This is a genomic window from Serratia sp. Ag1, assembly GCF_000743355.1.
Lineage (GTDB): Bacteria > Pseudomonadota > Gammaproteobacteria > Enterobacterales > Enterobacteriaceae > Chania.
In genome coordinates, this window is the sequence record NZ_JQEI01000011.1 from 124,367 (window position 1) to 149,593 (window position 25,227).

Below are 25,227 nucleotides of genomic sequence, written 5' to 3' on the forward strand. Positions count from 1 at the left end.
GCGGGAAGCTATCAGTAGCCAAGCTGAAGATCAACCAGACCCGTAGGTGCTTTGCCCGCCTCAAGCGCCAGGATATTAGCCGCAATTTGGTCCATTGCCTGCTCGGGTAAGGTAATGGCAGAAATATGCGGGGTGATAGTGACTCGCGGATGATGCCAAAACGGATGTGCTTGCGATAGCGGTTCGTTAACGAACACATCGAGCGTTGCCGCAGCGACTTGCCCCTGTTCAAGCGCCCGCAACAGATCGTTTTCCACCAGATGCGCCCCTCGCGCCAGGTTGAGCAAATAAGCCCCTGGTATTAGTTGCGCGAACAGTGAGCGATTAAGGATCCCCACCGTTTCCGGCGTATTAGGCAACAGGTTGATCAGCAAGCGCGTGCCAGCAAGAAATGCCGTTAACTGTTCCTTGCCAACAAAGCTCTGTACCCCATGAAGTTGTTTGGCGCTACGGCTCCAACAACGCACCTGAAAGCCAAACTCCACTAACTTTTGTGCCACGCTTTTGCCCAACACGCCCGCACCGAGAATACCGATGGTGAAATCACACTGCTGATAAGGCTCCAGCGGTACCCAGCGTTGTTGCTGTTGCTGCATGAGATACTCATCAAAACGACGGAAATAGCGCAAGACGCAGGCCAGCGCATACTCCTGCATCTGCTGAGCCATACCGCTGTCCTCCAGGCGCATTAATGGCACACCGTCAGGCAGAGTACCGGGGTGTTGACGCTCCTGCGCAAGAATGGCATCAACCCCCGCACCCAAAGCAAATACCCCTTTCAGATCGCGGCGGTTGGCCAGCATCTCATACGGTTGCCGCCATACCAGCGCATAATCTGCCGGATCTTTATCTCCTGCTCGCCACTGCCGCACATTAGCCTGCGGTAGGCGCTGTGTCATGCCCGCCAACCACTCCTGAGCTGCAAAGAAGGGATGATAAAAGATGATATTCATTGCCTGGTTCCTTGGTTAGTGCTTGTTCCCTCAATTAACGCAGAGCTTGCCCCTGCCGAGGATTAAATTACAGATGATCGTGCGTCAAATCAGCAGATTGCTGCAAGTTTAGCTAAACGCGCTCCGCGATGTAAGAAGAGTATTGACGCTTGGAAAAGATTCTCCTACATTAGCGCCCATCGACAGCGTAATCGTTGCCGATGACAATATGGTGAGGTGTCTGAGTGGCTGAAGGAGCACGCCTGGAAAGTGTGTATACGCGAAAGTGTATCGAGGGTTCGAACCCCTCCCTCACCGCCATATTCGAAGAGAAAGCCTGAATTCACGTTCAGGCTTTTTTGCTTTTATATTCCCCGTACTGGGAGGGGTGAGAACCCTCGACAGGGTTCGACAAAATGGCACCGCCATTTTGGACGGCCAAATGCCGCCCGCAGGGTGAGCGCAGCGAATCAAGCCCGACCTCACCGCCATATTCAAAGAGAAAGCCTGAATTCGCGTTCAGGCTTTTTTGCTTTTATATTCCCCAAAAGAGAGGGGCGAGAATCCTCGACAGGGTTCGACAAAATGGCACCGCCATTTTGGACGGCCAAAGGCCGCCCGCAGGGTGAGCGCAGCGAATCAAGCCCGACCTCACCGCCATATTCAAAGAGAAAGCCTGAATTCACGTTCAGGCTTTTTTGCTTTTATCTTCCCCGTACTGGGAGGGGTGAGAATCTAAACCACAGCAGCCTGACAGCTTTCACGCAGTATGCGCAGAATACTGTCTGCACCGCTGCGATTGGGGTTGATCCTGATCATGCGCTGTTCCAGGCTGGGATCGGCCTGGCGGAAAGTGCCGGAAACCCGATAAAACAGAGGTGGGATCTCATACTTGGACTCAGCGCCAACAGGGTAAGGCAATGCCCCCAGTTGCTGCGCGTGCAGCAACACAGCCTCGGCGATCGGTTGATGAAACTCCACCAGCAACACTTTAGATTGCGCATTTGCCAGCAACGCCTGTTTTATCTGTGGTATTTCGCCCTGATTCAAGCGGTGCACCAATTCTTCATTCACCCGTGCCTGAACCGCATGCATAACCGGGGCGAACGTCAGCCCGCGCAACACCGCCATCGCCTGAAACCCTTGGATCTGGCTACCGCCAGAATACATGTTGTTGCGAATGGCGCTGATGGCCTGCTGCTGCCCCACCACTACACCAACCCCCTCAGGGCCAAACAGCTTAAAGCTGGAGAAGGTCGATAACGTTGCCCCTTGTTCGCAACCAATCTTCGCCACTTTCATCACCGCGTAGTTATCATCAACCACCGATGGGATCGCCAGTTGGTTCAACTGATGGATAACCGCCCCCAAATCATAGCTATCATCAATTTTCTGACGGGTATGTTGCACCAACGCGGCCACCGGGCGGTGCTCACGCACCGCTTGGGCAATCTGCTCCGGCTGATTGAAATCAGCCCGGATCAAGCGTAACCCCATTTGCTCAATAATCACCTGGCTGGTGGGGTAAATGGGCGCATCGTGGATCAACAGGCTGTCACCGCATTTAAGCAACGCTGCCAGCCCACAGCGGATCGCGCCAGTACCGGCACCACTCACCAGCACTGCGGCTTCGGCAGCAAAAAACTGGGCGATAACCGCTTCAACCTGCCGAGTTATTCTGGGCTGATTAAGCCCAGGCGCGAGCCCCAAATCCCCTTGGGTCAAAAACTCGGCCCCGGGGAAATGACGGCAGATGGTATCCACCAGCCGGAATTGGGCCTGCTGAGCCTGCTCCATATCCATGCTGGTGAGTGGAAAAGTCCTGATCATGCTTCACCTCATGCGGCAATCAGCCAATGCCGACAATCTGAATAATGTTGGCCAGAATGCCCACGATGATCGTGGCAATCGGCCCGATAGCCATCTCGACCAGTGGCCGCTTCGACGTGCGGTTCAGCAGATAAAGCCCTGCCACCACCATAAAGCCCATGCCCGGCAGGATAGCGTTTGAGGCAATCATCCCCCCAACCAGCAACGACACTTCCAGCATCTTGGTGATCGCGGTACGGATATGGTCACCACAGGCTTTGACGCCAGGGTATTTATCCAGCCCGATCGCGATTTTGGTCAGTAACTGGATCTCCATCAGCATAATGACGCAGCCCGCAATAAAGGCTATCCACGGGTTATTGGTCGCCAGACCAGCAACGAAGACAAACTTCATCCCATCGGGGCTGTAAACGCCTGTCGCAATGGCGGTCATGCCCACCAAGGGGACAAAACTGATGGCACGTGCCAGCGCCACCAACATCGCACTGGTTTGCTCACCATGGGCCATCAATTGCAGTGATACCGGCCCTTCTGCCAGCAGGCTGAAGGACATGGTTGCCGCCACCGCCGTCAGCCCGCCGCTCAGCACCAGCAGCCATTTATTCTTCTGAATACGTTCGATACGGCTGGAAAACAGCCCCACCAGCATTTCATTCGCCCCTGGTTGTTGGCTGTCGGTCGGCTGTGCCGGGCGTTCTTTCATGGCAAAGTAGAACATGGCGATCATGGAAAGCAGCAGCGCGCTGCCATTGGGATCAAGCTTGACAGGGTTGGCAATCAAACCACCAAAGCTGAGGTTGCCGACAGCCTGTGTGGCAAGATACCCCACTAGCGTTGCCAGCAGCACCCAGATCCCTTTGCGGTAACCATATTGATAACCCACCACAATAGCCGGGAACAGGGCGAAACAGGCCACAATAGGATCGCCCACTTTGCCCAGATTACTCATAAAGTTTACCGGCATATGGCTGAAGAGCTCGACCACCGAACGTAACCCGGTCAGCAAAGCAATCGCGTACAGCGCGCCAATCACGCCAGACAACACCAACCCTTTGCGGCTGTCGGCACTCCAAACGCCGATAACATCAGTCCCGAGCAGCAGGCTATGCACCAGAATAATCGGTGCAGTGAGAGAAAACGGCAGCCCGAAGCCGATAATCAGCCCAAAGCTCAACGCAAAACTGGTGGCCGCCAGTGCCTTGCGGCTCATGCGCCCTTCCAGATATTCAGGCATCAGCGGGCGCAAACCATCATGAAATACTGCAATCCCCCGGTTAGCCATCATGGCGGAAATCGCCCCGATCAGCGCCAATAGCCCTGCTTTAGTCGGGTCGATCTCAAGCAGTCGCATTAAAAATGAGTGTTCCATGGCAACAGCCTCACAAAGAGAACAGCGTGTTAATGATCACCGGCACCACCGCATCAATGTCTTGCCCCGTAAAGCCGAAAGCAATCTTGCCCGCTTTAATGCAGGCGGCGATCTCCTCGTCGGACAGGATCTTGCCTGGCATGCCCACAGTGGCGCATTTATCCATGCCGATAATGGCGATCGCCATCGCCAGCGCGCCGCCACCTCCGGTATTGCAGGCACCCAGATAGATATCGGCCTGCCCGCTTTTGATGCTCATTGCAGCTTCGATATCGTTCATAATGCTGATAGACGTTGCTTTCTCACCAGCAAAACGGCGTACGGTATCGGCAATTTTTTCTTTTTCGATCTGGCCACCAATTACAAATTTCATCTATTTTTCCTTTTTATTCAGTTAACTAGCGGTATCCTAACAATGCCCGTTACAGCTTGAATGACGATGGGCAGCTATCAGTTAAAAAATCGAGCCGGGTTATCACGCAACATCAGGTCGACATCACGTTGCGACAGACCGGCTTCAAGCAACATCGGCACAAAGGTGTGCAACAGATAGGCGAAGCCGATCCCACCGTTGCCCTTTAAATGGGAACGCCGGGTAATATCCATTGAGAGCATCACCTGTCCCAGTTGGCCGCGCTCAGCAATCGCTTTCAGCATCGCCACCCGTTTGCTGTCGGGGTAATAGTTGTTTTTGCCGATGGTATCGAACTGCACCCAGGCACCTTGGTCCAAAATCGGCAGAATGATGTCCAGGTTGTCGGTAAGATCGCAGTGCCCGATCACAATGTGTTCGGCAGGCACACCAAAGCGTTGCAGCAGTTGTAACTGCTCATAGCCCATGGTGCTGAGGGTGGTATGGGTCGATATTGGCCTGCCCGTCCGTTGATGGGCCTGAGCGGCAGCAGCAAACACTCGCCGCTCGTCATCAGTAATTCTCCCTCGGCTGGAGCCAATTTCTGCGATCACTCCGGCTTTCATCGCCGTGCCATCAATGCCATGTTCAATCTCGCTGCACATTTCCGCCGCAATTTGCGCTTCGCTGAGTTGTGCCAGGTGTGCAGGATAGAATGCCTGCTGGTAATAACCGGTAGAGGCGATAATGTTCATCCCGCTGTCCCGCATCAATGCCTGTAAAAAATCGGCATTACGCCCCATGTAACGGTTGGTCATTTCCACAATGTTGCGCACCCCGAGTGCGAACAGTTCACGCATTTCCTGGCAGATCAGATCATATTGACCCAACTTACAGTCGAGATCGTTTTTGCCACCGGAGAGATCAATATGCAGATGTTCATGCACATAGGTGTAACCGGTGTCATCGATCCAGCGTTTCGCGTTTGTCATAGCGTGCTCCAGTGCCGATCGTGCGGCCTGATGAGTGGCAGGAATGAGCGGCCATTCTGCGGGGCGGGAGCATGGAAGAAATCACAGACGGTGGCACCAATATCCGACAGCGTGCTGCGTAACCCCAATTCCCCGGCAGACGCACCTTGGCGATAAACCAGCAGTGGCACCTTTTCCCGCGTGTGTTTACTGTGGCCAATCGTTGGGTCATTGCCGTGATCGGCTGTGACGATCAGGCAATCCTCTGCGGCTAAACTCAGTAATATCTTCTCCAGATAACCATCCACCAGTTGCAGGCGATCGAGGTAACGCTCCACGCTCTGGGCATGGCCAGCAAGATCGGTCTCCTGAATATTGGTGCAGATAAAACGGTCCCCCGGTTTCTGCAATTCAGCGAGCGTGATGTCCAAGATAGTCTGGCTATCCACCAAATCCTGATAGCTGGTGCCATGCGGGTTATCTACGATATCGGCGACCTTGCCGATCAGTACCGTGCTGATGCCTACCTGGTGCAATTTCTGCGGCACCTGTACAGCAGCATCGACGCCATACCCCATGTGCTGCACCTGAAACCCCTGCTCATAGGCACCCGACGCGGGGGCATTAATGCCGATGTACTGGTCTTGCCGACTCTCTGCCGCCCGGTGGATGCGTTGGTTGTCGCCAATCAGCCCGCCAAAGGCAATCACCCGGGCCACCTTGACCTGCTCGCGCACCATGCGGCCAATTTTCTTGACCTCGTCGAACGGGATCTGCGTCAGATTGGCGGTCACATTAAATACCAGGCCTGGATCGGCCTCGATATTGTCCCCCACCGCTACCGCCTCATTCACCCACAGGTATTGCAACCGCTCACCGATACGCATTACTGAGTAGCCTGCCTGTTGCAAAGCCGCTTCGACCGAATCGATTACCGATGAAAAAGGAATACACAACGGAGCTTGTGGTTGGGTACCCATGATTTCCTGGTGCCCCATAAAGGTATCGCCCCCTTCATGCTGAAGATTGGCGGTGCCAAACAGCGCGCTGGCGCAAGGCTGCATGATATTGGCTTGAAAACCCAGAGCATTAATCAATCCCAGCCGTTCCAGCGTTGGCAAACGGATCTCAGGATAGGCCTGCAAAATATGGCCACAGGTATTGGCACCCATGTCCTGAGGCCGTTCCTGCGCAACATCTTCCATGGCACCAACGCCGAAGCTGTCAATCACCAGAACCAGAAACTTAGCCATTACAGCCCCCTTTTTTCACCCGTCCCTGGCTGTCGTAAACGCCTTCCAGTTTCGGTTTATCTGTAGCAATGCCAGAGACCAGTGCCACATCGCTTCGAGTGACAAAAATCTGGGTGCGAAAGCACATGAAAACCGGGCTGCCGATGGGATATATTCCTTGCAGACCAATGTGATAATCGATGCTTGACTCATTCTGCGGCTGCACGTTTGCAGCCAACAGTGAACCGCCTGGCTCTGAGCCGACCAAGGCATGAAGCACGTGGCCCCGGCGATAATAACCACCGCCATAGCAATAACTGTTACCGGCAAAATGGTGAGAAACCTCGGTGAGATAAAGCATGGCGATCTGCTCTGGCTGATCGCCTTTGCTATTGGCTGGCATGGTGCCGGTCAGCGCGTGGCCAGGCTCAGTATGGGTCGCGCCATGCTGTGCCAGCAGCGGCAGCGTGGTGCAACTGGCTGCAGAAGGGGCGTTGATCTGCCGAATCTCAAAGCCACATTGCCGTAGCTGTTGGCTGGCCTGCAGCAGGGTTTGCAGGTTAGGCGTCGGTAAGGTCTGCTGTTGTTGTGGATCCCACAGCAAGCACGGAAAATGGGTTACCCCTTGTAACCGTAGCCCCGGCATAGCGGCAATTTTCGCCGCCACCTCTGGCAGTTGCTCCAGCACAAAACCGGCCTCTTGCCCGGGATAAAGGAGATCGCCCTGCGCAAACACTTTCAGCATAACCGGTTGCACATAGTCCAGCCGCTGAGCCTGCTCAGCAATTTTCGCCGCTTTCTCCAGCGAGAAAACGGTGATCACCTCAGGCCGCTGTGCCAAGATCTGCGGGATCAGTTTATCGGGGATCTGGACCAGATGCCCCACGTGGCACAGCGGGACCCCGGCGGCGGACAGGTTCTGCGCCTCGCGAAAATCCACCGCCACTACGCCACGATAACCCAGTGCCACCAAACGCTCAGCCAACCAAGGGTTACGGCCAATCTGTTTGGTCATAAGGTAGAGTTCAATGCCGCATGCCTGAGCCACCTGCAACAGTTGGCGGGCATTGGCAAGTACCCTATCAACATCAATCACATAGGTATCGGGCAAGATAAGCCCCTGAGCCCATAATTCCCTGGCTACACCAATCATCTTGGGGTTTTGCTTTTGCAGTGCGTTAATAAACATATTTTCTCTTCTGCAGCCCTGACGATAATGATCGTTTTATATCTTCATTATTATGAATATTTAACCCATAAAATAAGATCTCAGTGCGGGTTGTGCGCCTGTAGCAAACTATAGAGATTCGCCAACAGATACCCTTCTTCATTGGGATGGGGTTGATGGCCCGACACCTGCAACAGATCCTGATGAATGAGCAAAACTTGCGGATAGATTTCTGCCTCGCAAATCTCACGTTGCAGCTCTTCATCCAAAGCCTGAATAACAATATTCTGCTTTGAACGCATCAGGGCACTGGCCATATGGGTCAACGCCATCACCCCCTGCTCATTACGCACCGGAATAGACCAACGGTTGTCCAATGCGTCAAGCACCCTCAACATGCCATCGCGTACTTCGCTATCAATCACGCCGCCTTGGCAAAGCAGCTGGAATCGTTGTTCCATATTCATCCCTCAGTAAACAGGCCTTATCTCACCCGCAACGACGCGTTGCTGGTGGAACAACAGGCTTTGTAGATCCACCATGGTGTATAACAACTGCTGCGTTTGCACATCCTGATAGCGGGTCAGGATCACCGCCTCTGATGCGCTGGTAAAGCTCTCATCGCCGCTGAGGGGTTCGGTCATCAACCCCAGGCGGGTTAACTCTTCATCGTCGTTCACGTTCCAGATCGCGGCATCAATATCACCGCAGATAATCTGTTTCAGGCATTCATGGTAAGAGATATCAACCAAGGTAATCGCCTGCCCAACAAAGAATACGTCGGTCATGATCTTCTGATCCGCAGAGGCATTGTCTATCCCGACCCTGCGTATACCATCCCGTTCGCCAAGGCGATAAATCAGCCGGTGCTGCTCCGTGTAACTGTGTTCCCCCAACGACAACGCAATCTGCACCTGCTGTTGCTGCACATAACTTTCTGCGGCCAGTTTTGAGGTCACCGCCAGATCGTAAAGCCCGTTCAGCAGGCACTCAATGCGGATATCCGATCCCCGCATATGGGCAAAATAAAAAGGAATCTCTGCAAACTGGGCTTTTAACCCGCTGGCTAATCCTTCATAGATCCGGGTATAAGGCAGTGGCATGGCACAAACAACGTTGCCGATATTCGCATGCTTGAGCAGTGCCTTATGATCGGCGGCGATAATAAAACTGCCATTGCGCCCACGGCGTTCAACGGCTATCGCCCCAGCTTGTTCAAGGCTTTTTAACGCCCCTTGCATCAGGCCCACGGATAAACCACTTTCTTTAGCCAGGGCATCAATAGTTTTCAGCCTGCAACCGATCTGCTCAGTCAGCAGATAGCGGGCCAAGAACGCTTGGGCAATCCCCTCTTTTTTAATAAATTTATGGTTCATTTTGCACTTTGCCGTTTGATTAGTTTTATATTCATAAAAATGAATATAAAGGTCAACGCGAGAAAACTAAAAACCGGAGAGGTGTCACATTAGGGCCGCGTTCACGCCTTTTTAGCCCAAGGGCAATAAAACAAGTTAGCGCGCCAGCATTTTTGCCATATTAATCGCCTCGATAAGCTGCTGGCGATTGACTCGCGGTGAATTACCGTCTAAAAGACGCTGCCACAAGCCAATTGCCCGTTGATAATCTGCCTGCATGAAAGCGTCCGCAGCCAACAGCATCAAAGCTGATACTTCGTCTTTGTCTATCTTGAGGGCTTTTTCGATATAGCTGGCCGCCTGCGGCGTGAGATGTTGCCCGGCCTGGTAATAAAGCACCGTCGCCAGCGCGGAATACAGCTCAGGGTTGCTGCCCCGCAACGCCAATGCCTGCTGATAAGCTTTGAGTGCCGAGTCAAAATTATCCGTGTAGAGATAATATTCACCCAATTGCGCCCATAGCACACTGTCTTGCGGAGTTTGGCGGAGTTTTTGCTGGAGCTGAATCAGTTGCTTCTCAGTCTGCTGTGGTGGGGTGAGGCTCTGCACCTGCTGCTGAGCCAAGAGGTTTGCCGGGCGACCGCTGGCAAGATACAGGCTAACCGCGATCATCAACACCAAACCGATACACAGCAGTTGAAAACGGTGCGGTTTCATCGCTTGCTCCTGCTGCGCCACAGTACCAGCACGATCGTCAACAGCATCAGCGGCGGTAATCCCCACAGGATCAGCGTTGAGGCTTCTAACGCCGGTTGATAGCGCACAAAATTACCGTAGCGCGCGGTCATAAAACCCATGATCTCGCTTGCCGTTTTACCCTGCTCTGCCATGGCAAAAACCTCATGACGCATGGCAACCGCCGCTGGTGCATTCGACTCCAACAGGTTCTGATTCTGGCACTGCGGGCAACGTATTTTAGCCGCCACCGACAAAGCCCGATCTTGCACGACTGGCGAGGAGAATGCCCAGGTATCAACCACCTGCGCCCATAACGGCCATGCTAAACCGCACAGCAACAGTAAAGTGGCTAATCTGCGCATGGCTTCCTCCTCTGCCAACTTGCGGCCAACACGCCGATGATCATCAGTGCGCCGCCCCACCAGATCCAACGGATACCGGTCTGCACATAAAACCGCATGGCGTAGCGATTCTCTCCGCTCTTTTCCCCCATCACCACGTACCAGTCGTGTAACAGGCCCCAATCAATGCCCGGTTCAAACATCTGCTGTCGACGCGCGGTGTAAAAACGCCGTTCAGGCCGGAGTTGGCTCACTGCGTTCCCTTGCTGTGAAACCTCAATCACCGCCTGCTCACTGGTAAAGTTGCCGTGCGCCTGCAGTTCGATCGAGCGAAACGCGAATTCATAACCCGCCAGCGTCACCGTTTCCCCTACCGCCACATTCTGGCTGATCTCATGCTTTTGCAACGTGGAGCACAGGATCCCCAAAGCCACCAACAGCACGCCACTGTGTGCAATCCACTGCGGGAGTTGGCGGCGGAAGCCACTCAAACACATCAAGATCAGCGCGAGTAAACCAAAAGGCAGCAGAACCAGATTGAAGTAAGGCGCACCAACGGAAATCTGCCCCCAGCCGAATAGCCGGTATAGCATCGGGTAGAGCGTGCCAATCAGGACGATCAGTGCGGCTGAACTGAACAGTAACAAAGCTGCCAACAGCACAGAGGGAGCTGGTGGCACAGGCCGCTCACCACGGTGAGCACGCAAGGCGTAGATCAGGAAAGAGGCTCCACTCAGGAACACAAACAGCACAAACAACGGTAACGCCCGCTGTTCATCCAGTGCAAAAGCATGCACCGAGAGCAGGACGCCGGAGCGCACAATCAAGGTTCCCAACAGGCTGAGCACAAAAGTCGCGAGCGTGAGCAGCAGCGACCAATGCCGCAACCCGCCAGTGCGCTGGCTGACGGCCAAACTGTGCAGCAGCGCCGTTGCCGTCAACCAAGGCAGTAAAGACGCGTTCTCTACCGGATCCCAGAACCACCAGCCGCCCCAGCCCAGTTCACTGTAGGCCCACCAGGAACCCAGGATGATCCCGGCAGTGAGAAAGCACCAGGCAGGATTGGCCCAACGCTGGCATTGCCCGGCAATCTGGGCGCTAAACTCACCGTTGAGTAAAGCCGCCAACATCAATGCGCTACAGACGGCAAACCCGGCATAGCCGAGATACAACAAGGGTGGATGCAGGATCAGCCCGATGTGTTGCAGCATCGGGTTCAAATCGCGCCCTTCAACGGCTGGGGGGAAAATGCGGACGAAAGGATCGGAAAACAACAGTATGAATACCAGAAAACAGCCGATAATCAGCGCCAGAATAGCCAACGTCCTACCCGCCAGCGGATCCTGCGGTTTACTGCCCAGAGCAAAGCTGGCAGCCCATCCGCTTAGGCACAGTAACCAAAGCAGCAATGAGCCTTCGTGGCCGCCCCACAACGCCGCAGTTTTAAGCCAGCCAGACAGTTGCCGGTGCCCATGCTGGGCCACATACATCACAGAAAAATCATCGCGTAAAAACAGCAGCAGCAGAATAGCGAATGCCAACGCCACCAGCGTAAATATCGCCAGGATCCAGCCGCGCACCGGCAATCGCACTCTACGCGCAAACAGCGTCACGCCAGACATCAGCAATGACGCTACACAAGCCAGCAACAAAGCACCAAAACCCAACTCGGGTAACCACAACAGCACGCTTACCGCCTTATTTCGCTGCCAACGTTATTCAAGCGACCGTCATTTGCCCGGCATACAAGATGAAATAGCGCAGCAGCAGCACACCACACAGGCTGCTGCCGCTGATCAGCAGGATGTGAGATTGTGCCTTGCCCCAGCCTAACGCTTTCAACAACAGCGGAAACAGGAGCCCGATGCCCACCACGCCCAACCAGAACCACCAGGCCCAGAACCCGCCGCCCAGCGCTGCCGACAGCGCACGTAACTTGCCGTCATCCCCCAACCCCAGGCCGATAAAGAAAGCGGCCATCAGGAAAATTTCCAGCCAGACCACCGGGGTTTCTACCCGGTGCAGGAAACTCACTTCCTTGCCGTGTAAATCCGCCTTCGGGCCAAAGACAAAGGCTAACAGCGCCACCGCGATCCCGGATGAAACCCCCGAGAGCAAAAACAGTGCCGGTAACAACGGATTATTAAGCATCGGGTAGGATTTCAACGCGGAAAGCAGGAACCCGGTATACGCCCCCAGCAACACGGCCAGCACTATCAGCAGTGTTTCAAGCGGGCGCAAGAATGGCAGCAAGCGCGCCAACAGGTTGGGGATCAGCGTCAACTTCGGTAACCAGCGCTGCTGCAGCGCAGCCACTTCGTCACGGAAGATCAGCGCCAGCCAGATCACCAGCACCAGCGTATACACCTGAAACAACATGACGCCCATCGACATCACCGAGGTGAAGCTGTAATGAAACATCAGTTTCCAGAAGGTCCACGGGCGCGTCAGATGGAAAATCAGGATCACCAACCCCAGTACGATCGAACTGGGGGCAATCCACAAGGTTGTACGCATGATACGGCTGCGAGAAGTGCCCTCGCGCGGATGGTAACGGCGCAGCAGAATGCTCAAGGTCACCAGGCCAGCAGAAATCCCAATCAGAAACAGGTAAATCGCGATCGGCCAGTCCCAGACTAGAGAGTCAAAATGAAACGCAGAGGTCATTGACTTATCTCCCCATATTTAAAAGGCACGCGATACACTTTTGGCCGGGTACCCAGCGCAATTTTGTAGCGGTAAGTCGTGGTCTGCCCCAACAGACGCGAGATCTCACTGTTGGGATCGTCGAGATTACCAAAGGTCAATGCCTGGGTCGGGCAAGACAGCACGCAGGCCGGTTGTTTGCCCTGGCGCAAATTGGTTTTGCGGCAAAAATCGCATTTATCCGCCGTTTTGCTGACCGGGTGAATAAATCGCACCCGATACGGGCAGGCAGCAATGCAATATTGGCAACCAACGCAAAGATCGGGGTTAACATCGACAATCCCACTGGCCGCATCGCGGAATGACGCCCCGGTTGGGCAGACATCTACGCAGGGTGCGTCGTCGCAATGCTGGCAGGAGTGGCGGAAAAATCGGTACTTAACGTCAGGAAAGTTGCCGATCGGATCGCTGCGGATAATCGTCAGGCGCGAAACACCCTCTGGCACCAAGTTGACCTCCCGGCAGGCATCCATACAGGCAGTGCAGCCGATGCAGCGTGACTCGTCATGCACCATGCCGTAGCGCACACCATTCACGTTCATCGTGCGCGCCAGCACTTTTTCCGCAGCAACCGACGTCACCGCCAAAGCACCTATACCGGCAATAAAACGGCGTCGTGAGCAGCTCATGGCTGCTCCTTACCCAGCCGCACGGCTGCTGGATTAAATGCCGGATCATCCTGTTGCTGACGGTGGCAATCCACGCAGATCTGTATCCGCCCTTTATCACTCAAGCTCTGCATTTTATCCTGCTGTGGATGTAGCTGATGGCAACTGGCGCAGGTGACTTTAGCCAGGTGAACATCATGCGGCCAAAACGCTTTTTGCAGCGCCTCGGGCAAATGGCAAGACATGCAGACGCTATTTTGCGTTTCCACACCATACATCGGCTCATTGAAGCGCATCACATCTTTCACCCCTTCACGGTGCAGCGGTGAAGGATTGCCGTGGCAGTTAGTGCAAGTTACCGGCAGCTGGTTATTCGGGTTGATAGCATCAGCATGCTTGCCATGCATGGCACTTTGCTGCGGCTTGTGGCAACGCAAACAGGCATCATCGGGGTTACGTTGTAACGTTACCTCGGCACTTTTCGGTTGCACCACTGGGCTATCCGTCTGGGCTGATACCGGTAATACTGTCAGCCAAAGGCTGCAAGCCAGCACCCCGGTAGTTAATAACGAACGCAGTACGTTCATATTCACTCCATCTCTTTACGCCCCGCGCACGGGGCGGTAGGGTTATTGGCTGAGTCGCCCGGCTTTACGCGCCTGCTCATCCCACTGCGGTACCACCGTCTTGAGGAATTCCTGCTTTTCAGCATTGAGCTGCGGCATATCCATACCCAAGGCCAACTGTGCTTTTTGCTTGGTAGAAATATCCGGCAACGGGATTTCGTGGCTGATGCCTTTGGTCGCCAGCAAACGAGCCAGTTTGGTGCGGGCCTGAGCAGCCTGATCGAGTGCGGTGCCCAACACCCGCAGCGCAACGTCCGGGGCGTGCATCTGGATACCGTGTGACGCAATGGCATAATCCCAGCGCCATTGCGCATGGCGGATATCCAGCAGGATCGGTTTCATCTCAGCTTCGGTTGCACCCGCATCCCACGCGGCTTTCGCTTCAAAGTGTGCATGCACCAGTTGATCTTCAACCTTCAGCTTGATCTCAGTGATGTCTTTTTTGCGCTTGGCCACAATCCCTTGCAGGCTGGCTTTATCCTGGGTATGGCAGGTGGCACAGGTTTTCTCAAAGTTATCGAATGGGTTGCCGATTTTATGATCGGTATAGATTTTGCCTTGTGCGTTTTGCACTTTCGGCATGTGGCAGTCGATACAGGTCACATTGTTCTGGCCATGAATGCCCACCCGCCAGGTTTCATATTCTGGATGCTGGGCTTTGATCATAGGCGCTTTGGACAACGGATTGGTCCAGTCTGAAAACGCGATATTGTCGTAATAGGCTTCCATATCATCGACGGTCGTGCCTTTATCCCAAGGGAACTTCACCGCTTTATCTTTGCCATCAAAATAGTATTCAACGTGGCACTGCCCACACACCATGGCTTGCTGATCGAGACGCCCCGCTTTATCAAACGGCTTGCCGATTGCCTCCATCGCCCGGGCAGCGTAGGGGCGAGAAAGCGTCAACGCCGGTTTGCCCTCGGCAAATTCTGCTGAGGCGGTATTATGGCAATCCGCACAACCGAGGTTGTTGACAATTTCCGGGCCGCCGCGAGCCCATTTGCCATGGAAATACCCCTCTTCACCCTGCTCGTTGATCATTCTGGCTACGTCAGGGCTTTTACAGCTCCAGCAAGCCATCGGCAGTGGCCCATCTTCGGCGGTTTTCGGCGCACCCGTGCGCAGCGTCTCACGCACATCGGTCAGCGCATAGGAGTGACCGCGTGGTTTGTTGTAATCCTTGGCAAATGGATATCCGGCCCAGAGGATCACCAGACGCGGGTCTTCTGCCAAGGCATCAACCTGCTCAGACTGCTCTGACGTGGCTTTCCATGATTGGTATTGATCGGGGTGAGGCGTAGCGAACTTTTCGTTTTTGGCTTCGATCTTCTGCGGCACTGGGGCGTTGGTGGCATCGGCTTGCACCGCAAGCGAAACAAGACCAGCACAGATCCCTGTCAGAAGGACTGCAAATATATTGCTTACCTTAGTCATAAGCATCCCATCCATTTAGCCCGCTTGGTAGCGACGGCTTAATTAGTTATTAGATCCACGAAGGACATATTATCGGTATTGCACGCCCGCTATGGATAACATAAGCCCTATAAAAATTGTTGTCTTTAATCAAGTTAAGAGGGCTAATTGAAAACTTCGATTGATTTTTGTGAGGTAACGCAAGATGACCGGATAAACATAATTAGAAAGGAAATACGTTAGTTCAAGCAGAGAGCCACAGCATAAAAAATAATTTATATATATCAGTTGGTTGAGAATTAACGGCCCCAAGGTTTATGGGGCGTTAATTTTGTATTACATTATTTTTTCTGAATATCACCATAGATGTAATTATTACATATTCACCCATCAGGTTTCGCGCTTCTTAAATTCCTCATAGCGGAAACACATATCACAAGACATAAGAAACTCATTATGCCAGTGCCAATAAACGTGTAAAAAACAATAACCCATAAGAGGTAATAAACAGAATGAAAAGTAGACTTCAAAGGGTACAGCCAAATTTAATAACGCCAATATAATACTGACGAAAGCAATCCATCCAAACTGGATCACCGACAAGAACAGCATTCTGACCATGAACGGTATTCTATACAGTGAGTTGAAGGGCAGAGCTGGGGAGAAGTTGAAATCAACCTCCTTTAGAAACATGCGCCCAAGAAATATATATCTCTTTGATAAATAAACAAAAATAAGATTAACCGCCAAAACAATAGCACAAAGGATCAGCATGGCAATCATCAGCTTCGCAGAGAAGAAACCGTTGCTTAAAGAGAAGTCTGGGTTAGTTTTTAACGGGCTGATTGATAGCAGATTGATTGCCGTGCTTAACAAAATATAGTCACTGACATAGCGATAGAGGCTGCTGTACTTCACCACACTCGGAACGGCATTGATCACCTGCTTGATGTAGATCGGCCTGACGCTTCTGTACACGCAGTAAATAAACAGTGGTGATATGAGAAACAGGCAAAGGACGCTGTAAAGTGCAGACGGTAACAGTAAACTCAGCTTAACGATCAGCCAAAATACCAGAACAGACATTGTGCTGATAACAATTGGGCGTGAGAGGAAAGCTTCAAATTTTAAACATGTTTTACCTGAAAAACGGTCAATATCAACACGTCCGATCACATAACTATATGCCCAATAGGCTTTTAAATCATAAATAATATTAAACAGTGTGATTGCCAGAATCGCACTGATTAACCACGCATCATGGTGCGTGACAGAGTAGCCATTATTTCTCCAATAGAACCCCAGCACAATGAACAGGAGCAAATAGAAAAAGGGAACCGTTCTTCTATCCTGGAAACGGATAAATGTTAAATAATTTGGGATCATGAGACACCACTACATGTTTCAATTTTTCTGCAATGCAGCGACCTATCCGGTGAGAAACGGTTGAAGTCATTAAGGATATGCGCCAAGTAAGGTTTACTACTCACCTCGATGAACAACAGCGGGGATGCATTGCCCAAAAAACGCTCCATTGATTCCGTCCACTTCACCGTATGCGTCAAGTGCAGTGATAAATTCCGTTTAATCAATTCAGGATCCGTTTCTGGTGTAGCAGTGACATTCATGAGGACGTCATGCTGTGGCTGTCTGATTTCTATACCTGATAAAAAATCCTGCATCCGCTGAACACCTTCGGCCATCAAACGAGTATGCCAAGCGCCGCTGACCCCGAGTTTGGTGGTGTCATAGCCGAGATCAATTAATACCTGGGTGAAATCACGCAATGCAGTGGGTGTACCGCCAATGACTTGCTGGCGATGGCTATTGTCACAACTGATATCCAGTTCAAGACCAGAATTTGCAATCAGGTCAGACAGGGTACTGTAATCCACCGATTTCACTGCCAGCATGGTGCCTTTGTTGACCTTGCTCAATTCATCCATTAGCTGGGAACGGAAATGGATCATTCTAAAGAGATCTTCCAGCGTAATCGCGTCAGCGGCATATAAAGCCGAATATTCACCCACACTGTGGCCGCAAGATCCCACTACCAGAGCATCTTCCAACTTATCGCGACACAAAGTGTAAAGTGTTGCATTGATCGCCGTCACCGCCACCTGCTGATTGGTGGTTTGTACTAACTTGTTCATTGGTCCTTTTAAACAAAGACGCCGAATATCAATACCTGAAACGTCACTGGCACAATCCCAAATTCGTTTGGTGGCGCCATTAAGCCCCCATAAATCTGAGCCCATGCCAATCGTTGGGTTACCCTGACCGGCAAAGAGAAAAGCGACTGATTGTAATTTATTAGAGTCCATATAAAACCTTAAAAATGATATTTAAAACCTAAATAACTGCCAATAGTTTCGCCAAACAGGCCAAATTCAGAATCCTGATTGCCGAAAGCGGTATAAACACCGGTGTACATTTCCAGTTTCTTGTCCAGTTTTTCCAACGGCTTATTATAGGTGATACCGAGTAGTGAACTTTTGTCCCTCATATTAAGCACAATAAATGACTGTATGCTGGATTGATCGTTCATAAGAAAACTGGCATAGGTATTAAGATAGTGTTTGCCTAGAAAATATCCTTTATTCGAGGTATTGCTAATTTCTGCAGCCATTAAATATTTATAAGCATCAAATGCCTGATCCAATAATGCAACCTTCGCTTCCTGATTGAGAAATCTGATTAAATCCGTCTGCTTCCTCCATTCTGCAGCAGAGTATCCTTCACTCTGAAAATAATATTCGACACCAAACTGACTAAAGCGATCTGTCGTATATTGTAATCCGAGCGCCAACTCAACGCCGTCATCATTACTTGTAGTGTAAAGATCGGCAGGAAATGCATAGTGCTGTACCATTTCCGCTTTTCCTGTCTCCAGGTGCCGCCACTGTTGGTTAAAATGGTAAGCCAACTCAGCATTGATGGCGAATTGAGGCGAATAGTTATAACTGTTTGAAAATGCCACCGACTTTGAGTCACCCAACATCAGATTCATTGACGGTGTATGCTCGCCAAAGCGGTAATCCGTGTAAGAGATCATGTAACGTTCATTGGCGTTAGAACGCTCAGTCGCAGACCAGTTACTGGAAGACTCATAGCGTTTATCAATTTGGGTCAACTTTGGCGAGACAGATAAAGATAACGACTGCTTCTCTGTATCTTTTGATATTACAGCCCCCCAGAAAGATTCTGAGTATGCCTGTTTCATTGAATAATCATAAATTCGGCTTGGTTTAAAGCCCGAATAATAATTATTCATTAAGCTCGCTGGGGACTGTAGATAGAATAAGCCACTTTTTGACCTGAGCTTGCCCAAATCCCCCCTGACATTATCAGAAACGGCGTAAGAGAGCTTTAGCTTATCGATAAGCAACCTCAAATGGTTATCATCTTTTTCAAATGAGTCAACATCCTCGTGCGGATAATAAGCCAGCCCATACAGAGACATATCCAAATCAACTTTTTCTTCAATAAGATGACAAACACTGTCATATTTAAGCACCAGATCGTTGTAAACATTATTGGCGGTGTAAGGATTTTTTCCATCTATCCGCCAGATAGACAGCGCTTTGTTGGTGTAAGACACCTGCCCTAATAACATCATATCAGGCGAGCAGGATGCCAAGAGTTTGGCTGGAAACAGCCACACTGCCAACACTAGCAGAGGGAAAAGTTTCAATTCCCACCTCGCTGAATATACTCCTTGGTGAAATGGAATAGTGGCAGAGATTCATATCTGACATCACTGTATTCCATAACAGAATAACCGTTGCCGGAACGTGCATCCACGATAACAATTTTCGCGGGCCGTTCTCTGCCTAACAGGTACTTATAATCTTGATAGGCGACTTCTTTGATGAGTTTGTCATCCAACGAAAAGTAAAAAGCTTTATAGGGATGATAGCTCTCTTTTTCAACCAGATAGGTGACTTTCGGATAGGTGATTTCTGGTGATTTTCGTTCTAGTGCCAGCTTGTAACAAACCAGGTTTCCACAAGGCTCTTCACCCAAAAGGATCGAGTTATAGGCATATTCAAAGTTAGTGACAATCACATCACCGTTTGAAATCTGGCCTAATAACCGCTGCTGACGAGAGATCGGCATTGGGCGTCTCAAGCCTGGTGTGTAAAACCATAAATCATACCAGTCGGATAGCATCATCTTGCCTTTATCCCGAGGTGGGTAGACAAATCGACTCAGGGACCGCGCATCTGCTTCAATACCATTTCCAGGCTTTAGAAATCGCATAGAGATGTCTAGAATCTGCTTGCGAATAGGTTCACTTTCTTCTGGTTTAAATTCTTTAATGGTTACCGTATAACGAAAAGGCATGTTCGGTGAACGAACTTCATCAGACTTCTTAATGATCTCCAATGCCGCTATATCTACTGTACTGGCTGTATCTGCCCACGTCATAGATGAAAATAAAAGCGGACCTATAAATACCAAAGATAAACGTACTTTCATGGAAATGCCCTTATACAAATTTAAATGCATCAGCTATGTTAAGTTTGGATGCACGAACTGCTGGAATGATTGATGCCAGTGATGACGTCAGTATGGGAAGTACAAACGTTATCCAGATTAAATCGAAGCTATCTGTTTTTATGAAGGCGGTATAACCCTGTGTTTGCCCCGGTGATGGAGGCATTGCGATACCATTTAAATTAATGACACCGGCAATGGCAAAGCCAATCGCCAGGCTACCAATAGCGCCGATTGCCCCAATGAATATGCCTTCCAGCAAAAACAACTTTGTAATGTGCCTTGGCCGCAGGCCGATAGCCCGTAATGTGGTGATCTCTCGAGTTCTTTCCACAATATTCATTGTCATAGAATTACTGATCATAAATATAACAATCAGAGCAACGATAGCCTTAATAAAGAAGTAGATACCCGACAACAACCCTTCAACCTGCTGATAAAATATCGACAATTCTTTCCACGATTTAACCATCAGTGGTAACTGCTTATCTGCGATAAACTTATCCAGTTTTGCCCGAAAAATATCCAGATCAACGCCATCATTCAGCAAAATGACAACCTTACTGACGCCATCGGTATCCATAATACGCTGTGCCGTTTGTAAGGGCATTTTAATGGCAACATCATCATAGTCCTTGATGCCGGACTCAAAAATACCACGAACGCCAAGCGACAGAGCACCTTGCCCACCTTGCGTATTCACCACTAAAACATCTAGCCAATCTGAATAGTTGGCGTTCAGCGTTTTAGCCAAACCACTGCCCAGAGTGACTTCATTATGTTTAATACGTGATAAATCACTGCCTGAAATCAGTTTATCGAATGAACCGAGCTTCAGAGAAGCCAGCGGTTCAACACCCAGTGCCGCAAAATAGCTCGAGGTTTCACTCTCATATTGCGAGACAATACCGGTAAACTCCAACTGCCCTGAGATCGTGGAGATATCTTGGGATAACTCACTGTCATTCAAAAGATCTGACTTCAAGGTGCTGTAGTTTTCTATAATGCTTTTACTTTTATTCGATGTCTCAAAGTATGATTTATCATAAAGTTGAATATGGCCAATGTTAGTCCTGACCGTTTGCTCTTTCAGTATCCAGAATGAATAATCGATAAATCCGCCATAGAGAAATATCGAAACACCGCCCAAAATAATAGCAATAATCGTAGAAAGTGAGCGTCTTTTATGTCTGAATAAATTAAACAAGGCGAATTGCGCATCCTGCGTTCGGAAAATAGCACAATAAAAGACGAAACATAAGATCATAAAAACAACAATACTGGTTAAAAGCAGCGTACTGAACATTTATTCACCTTTCACTAAAGGTATGATAATTTGTGTCACTTCGTTGATATCCCACTCAGGAACATCATCAATGCTATAAGGTAATAGTTTTAATTGACTCAGCTCTCCCTTCTTCATTTCTGACAGCAGCGCCGCTGCCTGACTATTTTTCTTACAGCTATGCAATGCTCTGTATTGCATATAGTTAATGTGAAACATCATATTACTATCGAAATTTTCTTTCAGTAAGGTATTGGTGTCATGTAGCGTCACGACGCATCGCCCCAACTCTGCAGGCAAATAGGCATCAACACGCGCCCTTAAATAGCGCACACGCGGGTTATTTTCATGAGTATCGACAGCTTCATCCAGATAAAAAAAACCGAGCTTGGCAAACTCAGAGGCTTTAACGTAATCGTTCACTGTTTTGAAGTGGCTCGCTAATTTCAGCATACCGTAGGAGTAGAATATTAATGAGGAAACATTTTTTTGACGTTCATACTCATCGAATAATGAATCTGTGACTTGTGCTAATGCGCCAGGCTGTGTTGGGAAGCCTCTCTGTAAAATAGTTTCTACCACCGATGGCTCCGTGCGTTGAGCATAGGCCGGTGCAAAAAAAAGACATGGCATCAAGAGTAACAGAATATACTTATTTAACAGAATCATAAACCAGCTCCCCATCCTTGATTTCTATAACACGTTTAGCTCTATTTTTGAGTTGGGTCGAATGTGTTGAAACAATAAAAGTGGTTTTTGTTTCCTGGTTGATTTCCATTAACAAATCCAAAATGGCCTCGCCCGTTGCAAGATCTAAATTACCGGTAGGTTCATCGGCAATAATCACCCCAGGACTATGGGCTAATGCTCTGGCAATCGCCACACGCTGTTGCTGCCCGCCAGATAATTGCCCTGGTTTACGTTCGACAAGATGATTAATCCCCACCCTGTCGAGGTAGTACAATGACAACTCTTTAGCTTGCCTCTTATTATAATCTCCATTTAAAACAAGCGGGTAATAGACGTTATCAAATGCACTGAGAACGGGAATAAGATTGAAAAACTGAAAGATAAACCCAAGGTGTTTACTTCTGATAAACGACAACTGTTCTTCATTCAAGTCATTCAGCGCTTTATCGAGAAATATTGTTGACCCTGATGTCGGTTTGTCAATGCCAGACAAGATATTCAGCAGTGTACTTTTCCCGCTCCCTGATGGGCCACACAAAGCCAGGAACTCACCCTTTGCTATTTCAAAATTGATATTTTTGAGAGCATCAACTTTACTTGCATCCCAACCATAGCTCTTGTAAATATCGATTAAGAGTATTGCCGGCAATTCCTTGATTTTGTTCGCCATAGGTCCTTCCTACTAATCTTAAACTAATACCAGGTATCGAAATAGTTATAACCACCGAAGTTATCACGCACAATTGTTCTCATTTTCCCCTGAGAACAAGCATGTTGCTCTAGATATATCCAACTCAGAGCAGGTGAAAGACAACCACTGCCACCGTAGATATCAATGAGATTGATGGCCTTTGCTTCAGAAGCATGCTGTTTATTGTTATTAATAAGTTCCCGCATTAGCGCATTTTTCCTTAAGCAGGCAAAGGAAATCAGATCAATATCAGGATCTTTCTTTAGTAACTCGGAACGTAAATTTGCATCACTTCCTGGGATAAAATAATCACCACAGCTCACCTTAAGGCCGCTCTCACGGTTGCTAAAAATAAAGCAACCAACCCGCTCAACGGACAGGTTCATCTTGATATCTTTTTCTTTATTTTTTTTATCTACAACGATATCCTCTTCAGAGAAAACCAACACCGGTACTGCACGGTACGCTGCACAAATCACTACGTTGTCAAAAACACCCCAATTTAAATAATCCTGTGCAACGCGCATTGCCTGCATTAAGGATTGTTTCTCCCCTCTCATTTTGCAGGTAAAATCTTTCACTGAAAATTTCTTTACCAGATTCTTAGGCAGAGTATCAATCATTGAAGTATGTAACGCACTGGAGATATCTTCGAAAGGCCCAGACTCCCCCCAAGAATCTACATAAATGAAAGCCGTGCGCGATCTCATTAGCAACATACGCTCTTTGGCGCTGAGTTGTTGTAAAGCAGCCTCAGAAGCCTGTTCCATAGAGTCGATATACTCTTTATAGGAAGGCTTCCGCATCATTTCTCTGGCATAAGCATCTTTTAGAGTACCAAATCGTTTAAACCCCCATCCATGAGCATAGGTTGATTTAAGCGCCTTATTATACATGTGTGATTCCCACACATTCAGCCAGCATGGATAATACAGGTAAACGTTCGCTTCAGGTTCAACGATTGAAAATGAAGATAAATACATTATGTTTTTCATATCAGATTACGTATAAATACACCCAAAATAATTCGAGTTGCTTGTAGGTGGAAACCGAGTGAATCCCCAGGAGTTTACTCAAGATGGTTCCTGGGGTGAGTGACAAATCTGCTTGGCAGATTTGAACGCTGCTTGCAGCGGCCCCGAAGGGGCGAGGCCCAGTATGGGCCGAGTAACGCAGTCAACACCCAAGCAACTTGAAGTATGAGGGGTATAGTCATTATCAGACATGATTATACCGATAATGGAACCATCAACGCCCAAGCCAAGTTTTAACAGGTGCTTTTTATTATGTTTTATCACCCCATCATTCATTAGCACATGCTGAGCAATATTTTCTCTTATTGCCCCCTCGCCTACGGGTGAAAATAACTCACCATGACGTAATGAATAATGGCCAATAATTAAATCGACGATACCTGAACCCGTAGCGACATAACCGATTTGGCCTTTATAGGCCAAAATAGGAACAGAACTATCGCCTAACAGCGAACGGAGTGCCTGAGATTCTGCTTTATCACTCGCCTCGGAGCAATTAGCGTGGGGAATAATGGCACACAAGTCTTCACAGGTGACGTTAGCTTGCTCCATGACATTGCTCATTACCTTTACCAAGTTACTGGCAAATTGAGTTGGGTCATTACTTCTGCCAGTGCTGGTTTGCGTGTAGGTTGACGTCAGTTTGATCCCTCCAGGGGCCTGCCGGGCATTACGGTGCCTGGCACTTTCCAGAAGCAAAGTGGAGAACCCTTCGGAGGGCAAAACACAGTTGCTTTCCTCACCGAAGGGCTGTATTAACTCACCTTCCAGCATTGATTGGCTTTCCAGAAAATAGATATCCTGCGTTTTGATCTCTGAACAGTTAATCACCATCACCAGATCAATGGTTCCGCTCCCTATTGCCTGAATGCCCAAGTGCACCGCAGACAGTGATGAATTACTAGTACAGTGCATATTGGGCGGCATAAATTTCAAGCGATATTTTTTCGCAATGTTATATGCCAGTTTGTCCTGCGATACTTTAGAAATATGTAAGTTCTGGATCGATTTAGTGAGTTTTACATCCTCGATGTCGTTATGGTCATAAAAAGAGGCATAATCGGCCACATCAACTCTTGCGCCTAATCCGGTGAAATAAACTCGGACGTTATCACCCGATAAGCAATGCTGATCCAGCATTGCTTTTTCGAGAGATCGAACAATCAAATCACAGACCAAATTAAAAATGCTATCATACTCATGTACTAGCTTAGCGGCGAATGCATTGTTTTTTAATCCGTATACCTTTGCAGCTTCATCCGTATCAAACCAATGTGCTTTATTGACACGTTTCCCTTGCTTAATATTATCAATTAACCTGTCGCTATCTTTTGCAAACGGCAAACACACGCTGTAGCCCGATATAATAGTCGCGTTATCCAA

25 protein-coding genes and 1 tRNA gene are annotated in these 25,227 nt (G+C 49.6%); 1 reads left to right on the plus strand and 25 read right to left on the minus strand.

What is annotated here, in order from left to right:
* Positions 1-11 precede the first annotated feature (11 nt).
* Entirely contained in the window at positions 12-953 is a 942-nt protein-coding gene (gene ghrA / locus IV04_RS06910; RefSeq protein ID WP_037398845.1) for a glyoxylate/hydroxypyruvate reductase GhrA, read from the minus strand.
* Between the two features lie 210 nt (positions 954-1,163).
* Between ghrA and IV04_RS06915 the strand changes: the two genes are divergently transcribed.
* Positions 1,164-1,253: transfer RNA gene (locus IV04_RS06915), tRNA-Ser, on the plus strand.
* 414 nt (positions 1,254-1,667) lie between these two features.
* Here IV04_RS06915 and IV04_RS06920 read toward each other — a convergent pair.
* The 24 genes from IV04_RS06920 to IV04_RS07035 all read right to left on the minus strand — a co-directional run bounded on the left by IV04_RS06920 (position 1,668) and on the right by IV04_RS07035 (position 25,227).
* Positions 1,668-2,759, minus strand: coding sequence for an aminotransferase class V-fold PLP-dependent enzyme (locus IV04_RS06920; protein ID WP_037399963.1), 1,092 nt, complete (start codon positions 2,757-2,759; stop codon positions 1,668-1,670).
* 22 nt (positions 2,760-2,781) lie between these two features.
* Entirely contained in the window at positions 2,782-4,131 is a 1,350-nt protein-coding gene (locus IV04_RS06925; protein ID WP_037398843.1) for a YhfT family protein, read from the minus strand.
* Between the two features lie 10 nt (positions 4,132-4,141).
* Positions 4,142-4,504 carry a DUF2620 domain-containing protein gene (locus IV04_RS06930; RefSeq protein ID WP_037398842.1) on the minus strand — a complete coding sequence of 121 codons (363 nt, stop codon included), beginning with the start codon at positions 4,502-4,504 and terminating at the stop codon, positions 4,142-4,144.
* 77 nt (positions 4,505-4,581) lie between these two features.
* Complete coding sequence (locus IV04_RS06935) at positions 4,582-5,475, minus strand: phosphotriesterase-related protein (RefSeq protein ID WP_037398841.1); 894 nt, start codon at positions 5,473-5,475, stop codon at positions 4,582-4,584.
* Positions 5,472-6,707: a phosphopentomutase gene (locus IV04_RS06940; RefSeq protein WP_037398835.1), complete on the minus strand. Its 1,236-nt coding sequence runs from the start codon at positions 6,705-6,707 to the stop codon at positions 5,472-5,474. The genes IV04_RS06935 and IV04_RS06940 overlap by 4 nt, the downstream gene beginning before the upstream one ends.
* Positions 6,700-7,875, minus strand: coding sequence for a YhfX family PLP-dependent enzyme (locus tag IV04_RS06945; RefSeq protein WP_037398832.1), 1,176 nt, complete (start codon positions 7,873-7,875; stop codon positions 6,700-6,702). The genes IV04_RS06940 and IV04_RS06945 overlap by 8 nt, the downstream gene beginning before the upstream one ends.
* Positions 7,876-7,955: 80 nt before the next feature.
* Entirely contained in the window at positions 7,956-8,315 is a 360-nt protein-coding gene (locus IV04_RS06950) for a hypothetical protein (protein ID WP_037398829.1), read from the minus strand.
* A gap of 9 nt (positions 8,316-8,324) precedes the next feature.
* The gene (gene yhfZ / locus IV04_RS06955) at positions 8,325-9,230 is read right to left on the minus strand and encodes a GntR family transcriptional regulator YhfZ (protein ID WP_037398826.1); all 906 of its coding nucleotides are present in this window, start codon (positions 9,228-9,230) and stop codon (positions 8,325-8,327) included.
* Between the two features lie 135 nt (positions 9,231-9,365).
* Positions 9,366-9,926, minus strand: a complete 561-nt coding sequence (locus IV04_RS06960) for a tetratricopeptide repeat protein (RefSeq protein WP_152562828.1) — start codon at positions 9,924-9,926, stop codon at positions 9,366-9,368.
* On the minus strand, positions 9,923-10,309 hold the full coding sequence (locus IV04_RS06965; RefSeq protein ID WP_037398821.1) for a cytochrome c-type biogenesis protein CcmH: 387 nt from the start codon (positions 10,307-10,309) through the stop codon (positions 9,923-9,925). Before IV04_RS06965 ends, IV04_RS06960 begins: the two co-directional genes overlap by 4 nt.
* A complete protein-coding gene (nrfE, locus tag IV04_RS06970; protein ID WP_037398819.1) occupies positions 10,297-11,976 on the minus strand; it encodes a heme lyase NrfEFG subunit NrfE in 1,680 nt (559 codons plus the stop codon). Before nrfE ends, IV04_RS06965 begins: the two co-directional genes overlap by 13 nt.
* 31 nt (positions 11,977-12,007) lie before the next feature.
* The gene (gene nrfD / locus IV04_RS06975) at positions 12,008-12,955 is read right to left on the minus strand and encodes a cytochrome c nitrite reductase subunit NrfD (protein WP_037398817.1); all 948 of its coding nucleotides are present in this window, start codon (positions 12,953-12,955) and stop codon (positions 12,008-12,010) included.
* Complete coding sequence (nrfC, locus tag IV04_RS06980; RefSeq protein WP_037398815.1) at positions 12,952-13,623, minus strand: cytochrome c nitrite reductase Fe-S protein; 672 nt, start codon at positions 13,621-13,623, stop codon at positions 12,952-12,954. Before nrfC ends, nrfD begins: the two co-directional genes overlap by 4 nt.
* Positions 13,620-14,189, minus strand: a complete 570-nt coding sequence (nrfB, locus tag IV04_RS06985) for a cytochrome c nitrite reductase pentaheme subunit (RefSeq protein ID WP_037398812.1) — start codon at positions 14,187-14,189, stop codon at positions 13,620-13,622. Before nrfB ends, nrfC begins: the two co-directional genes overlap by 4 nt.
* Positions 14,190-14,231: 42 nt before the next feature.
* A complete protein-coding gene (nrfA, locus tag IV04_RS06990; RefSeq protein WP_037399960.1) occupies positions 14,232-15,671 on the minus strand; it encodes an ammonia-forming nitrite reductase cytochrome c552 subunit in 1,440 nt (479 codons plus the stop codon).
* Between the two features lie 363 nt (positions 15,672-16,034).
* Positions 16,035-17,030 carry a hypothetical protein gene (locus IV04_RS06995; protein ID WP_037398810.1) on the minus strand — a complete coding sequence of 332 codons (996 nt, stop codon included), beginning with the start codon at positions 17,028-17,030 and terminating at the stop codon, positions 16,035-16,037.
* A complete protein-coding gene (locus IV04_RS07000; RefSeq protein ID WP_037398808.1) occupies positions 17,027-17,968 on the minus strand; it encodes an ACP S-malonyltransferase in 942 nt (313 codons plus the stop codon). Before IV04_RS07000 ends, IV04_RS06995 begins: the two co-directional genes overlap by 4 nt.
* 8 nt (positions 17,969-17,976) lie before the next feature.
* Entirely contained in the window at positions 17,977-19,338 is a 1,362-nt protein-coding gene (locus IV04_RS07005) for a hypothetical protein (protein WP_037398806.1), read from the minus strand.
* Entirely contained in the window at positions 19,335-20,075 is a 741-nt protein-coding gene (locus IV04_RS07010) for an outer membrane lipoprotein-sorting protein (protein ID WP_231566276.1), read from the minus strand. The genes IV04_RS07005 and IV04_RS07010 overlap by 4 nt, the downstream gene beginning before the upstream one ends.
* 61 nt (positions 20,076-20,136) lie before the next feature.
* Positions 20,137-21,450 carry an ABC transporter permease gene (locus IV04_RS07015; RefSeq protein WP_037440702.1) on the minus strand — a complete coding sequence of 438 codons (1,314 nt, stop codon included), beginning with the start codon at positions 21,448-21,450 and terminating at the stop codon, positions 20,137-20,139.
* Positions 21,451-22,098 carry a hypothetical protein gene (locus IV04_RS07020; RefSeq protein ID WP_037398800.1) on the minus strand — a complete coding sequence of 216 codons (648 nt, stop codon included), beginning with the start codon at positions 22,096-22,098 and terminating at the stop codon, positions 21,451-21,453. It abuts the gene before it with no gap.
* The gene (locus tag IV04_RS07025; protein WP_037398797.1) at positions 22,082-22,789 is read right to left on the minus strand and encodes an ABC transporter ATP-binding protein; all 708 of its coding nucleotides are present in this window, start codon (positions 22,787-22,789) and stop codon (positions 22,082-22,084) included. The genes IV04_RS07020 and IV04_RS07025 overlap by 17 nt, the downstream gene beginning before the upstream one ends.
* A 23-nt stretch (positions 22,790-22,812) precedes the next feature.
* Positions 22,813-23,793, minus strand: a complete 981-nt coding sequence (locus IV04_RS07030; RefSeq protein ID WP_037398795.1) for a hypothetical protein — start codon at positions 23,791-23,793, stop codon at positions 22,813-22,815.
* A gap of 90 nt (positions 23,794-23,883) precedes the next feature.
* On the minus strand, positions 23,884-25,227 hold the full coding sequence (locus IV04_RS07035; protein WP_072010843.1) for a beta-ketoacyl synthase N-terminal-like domain-containing protein: 1,344 nt from the start codon (positions 25,225-25,227) through the stop codon (positions 23,884-23,886).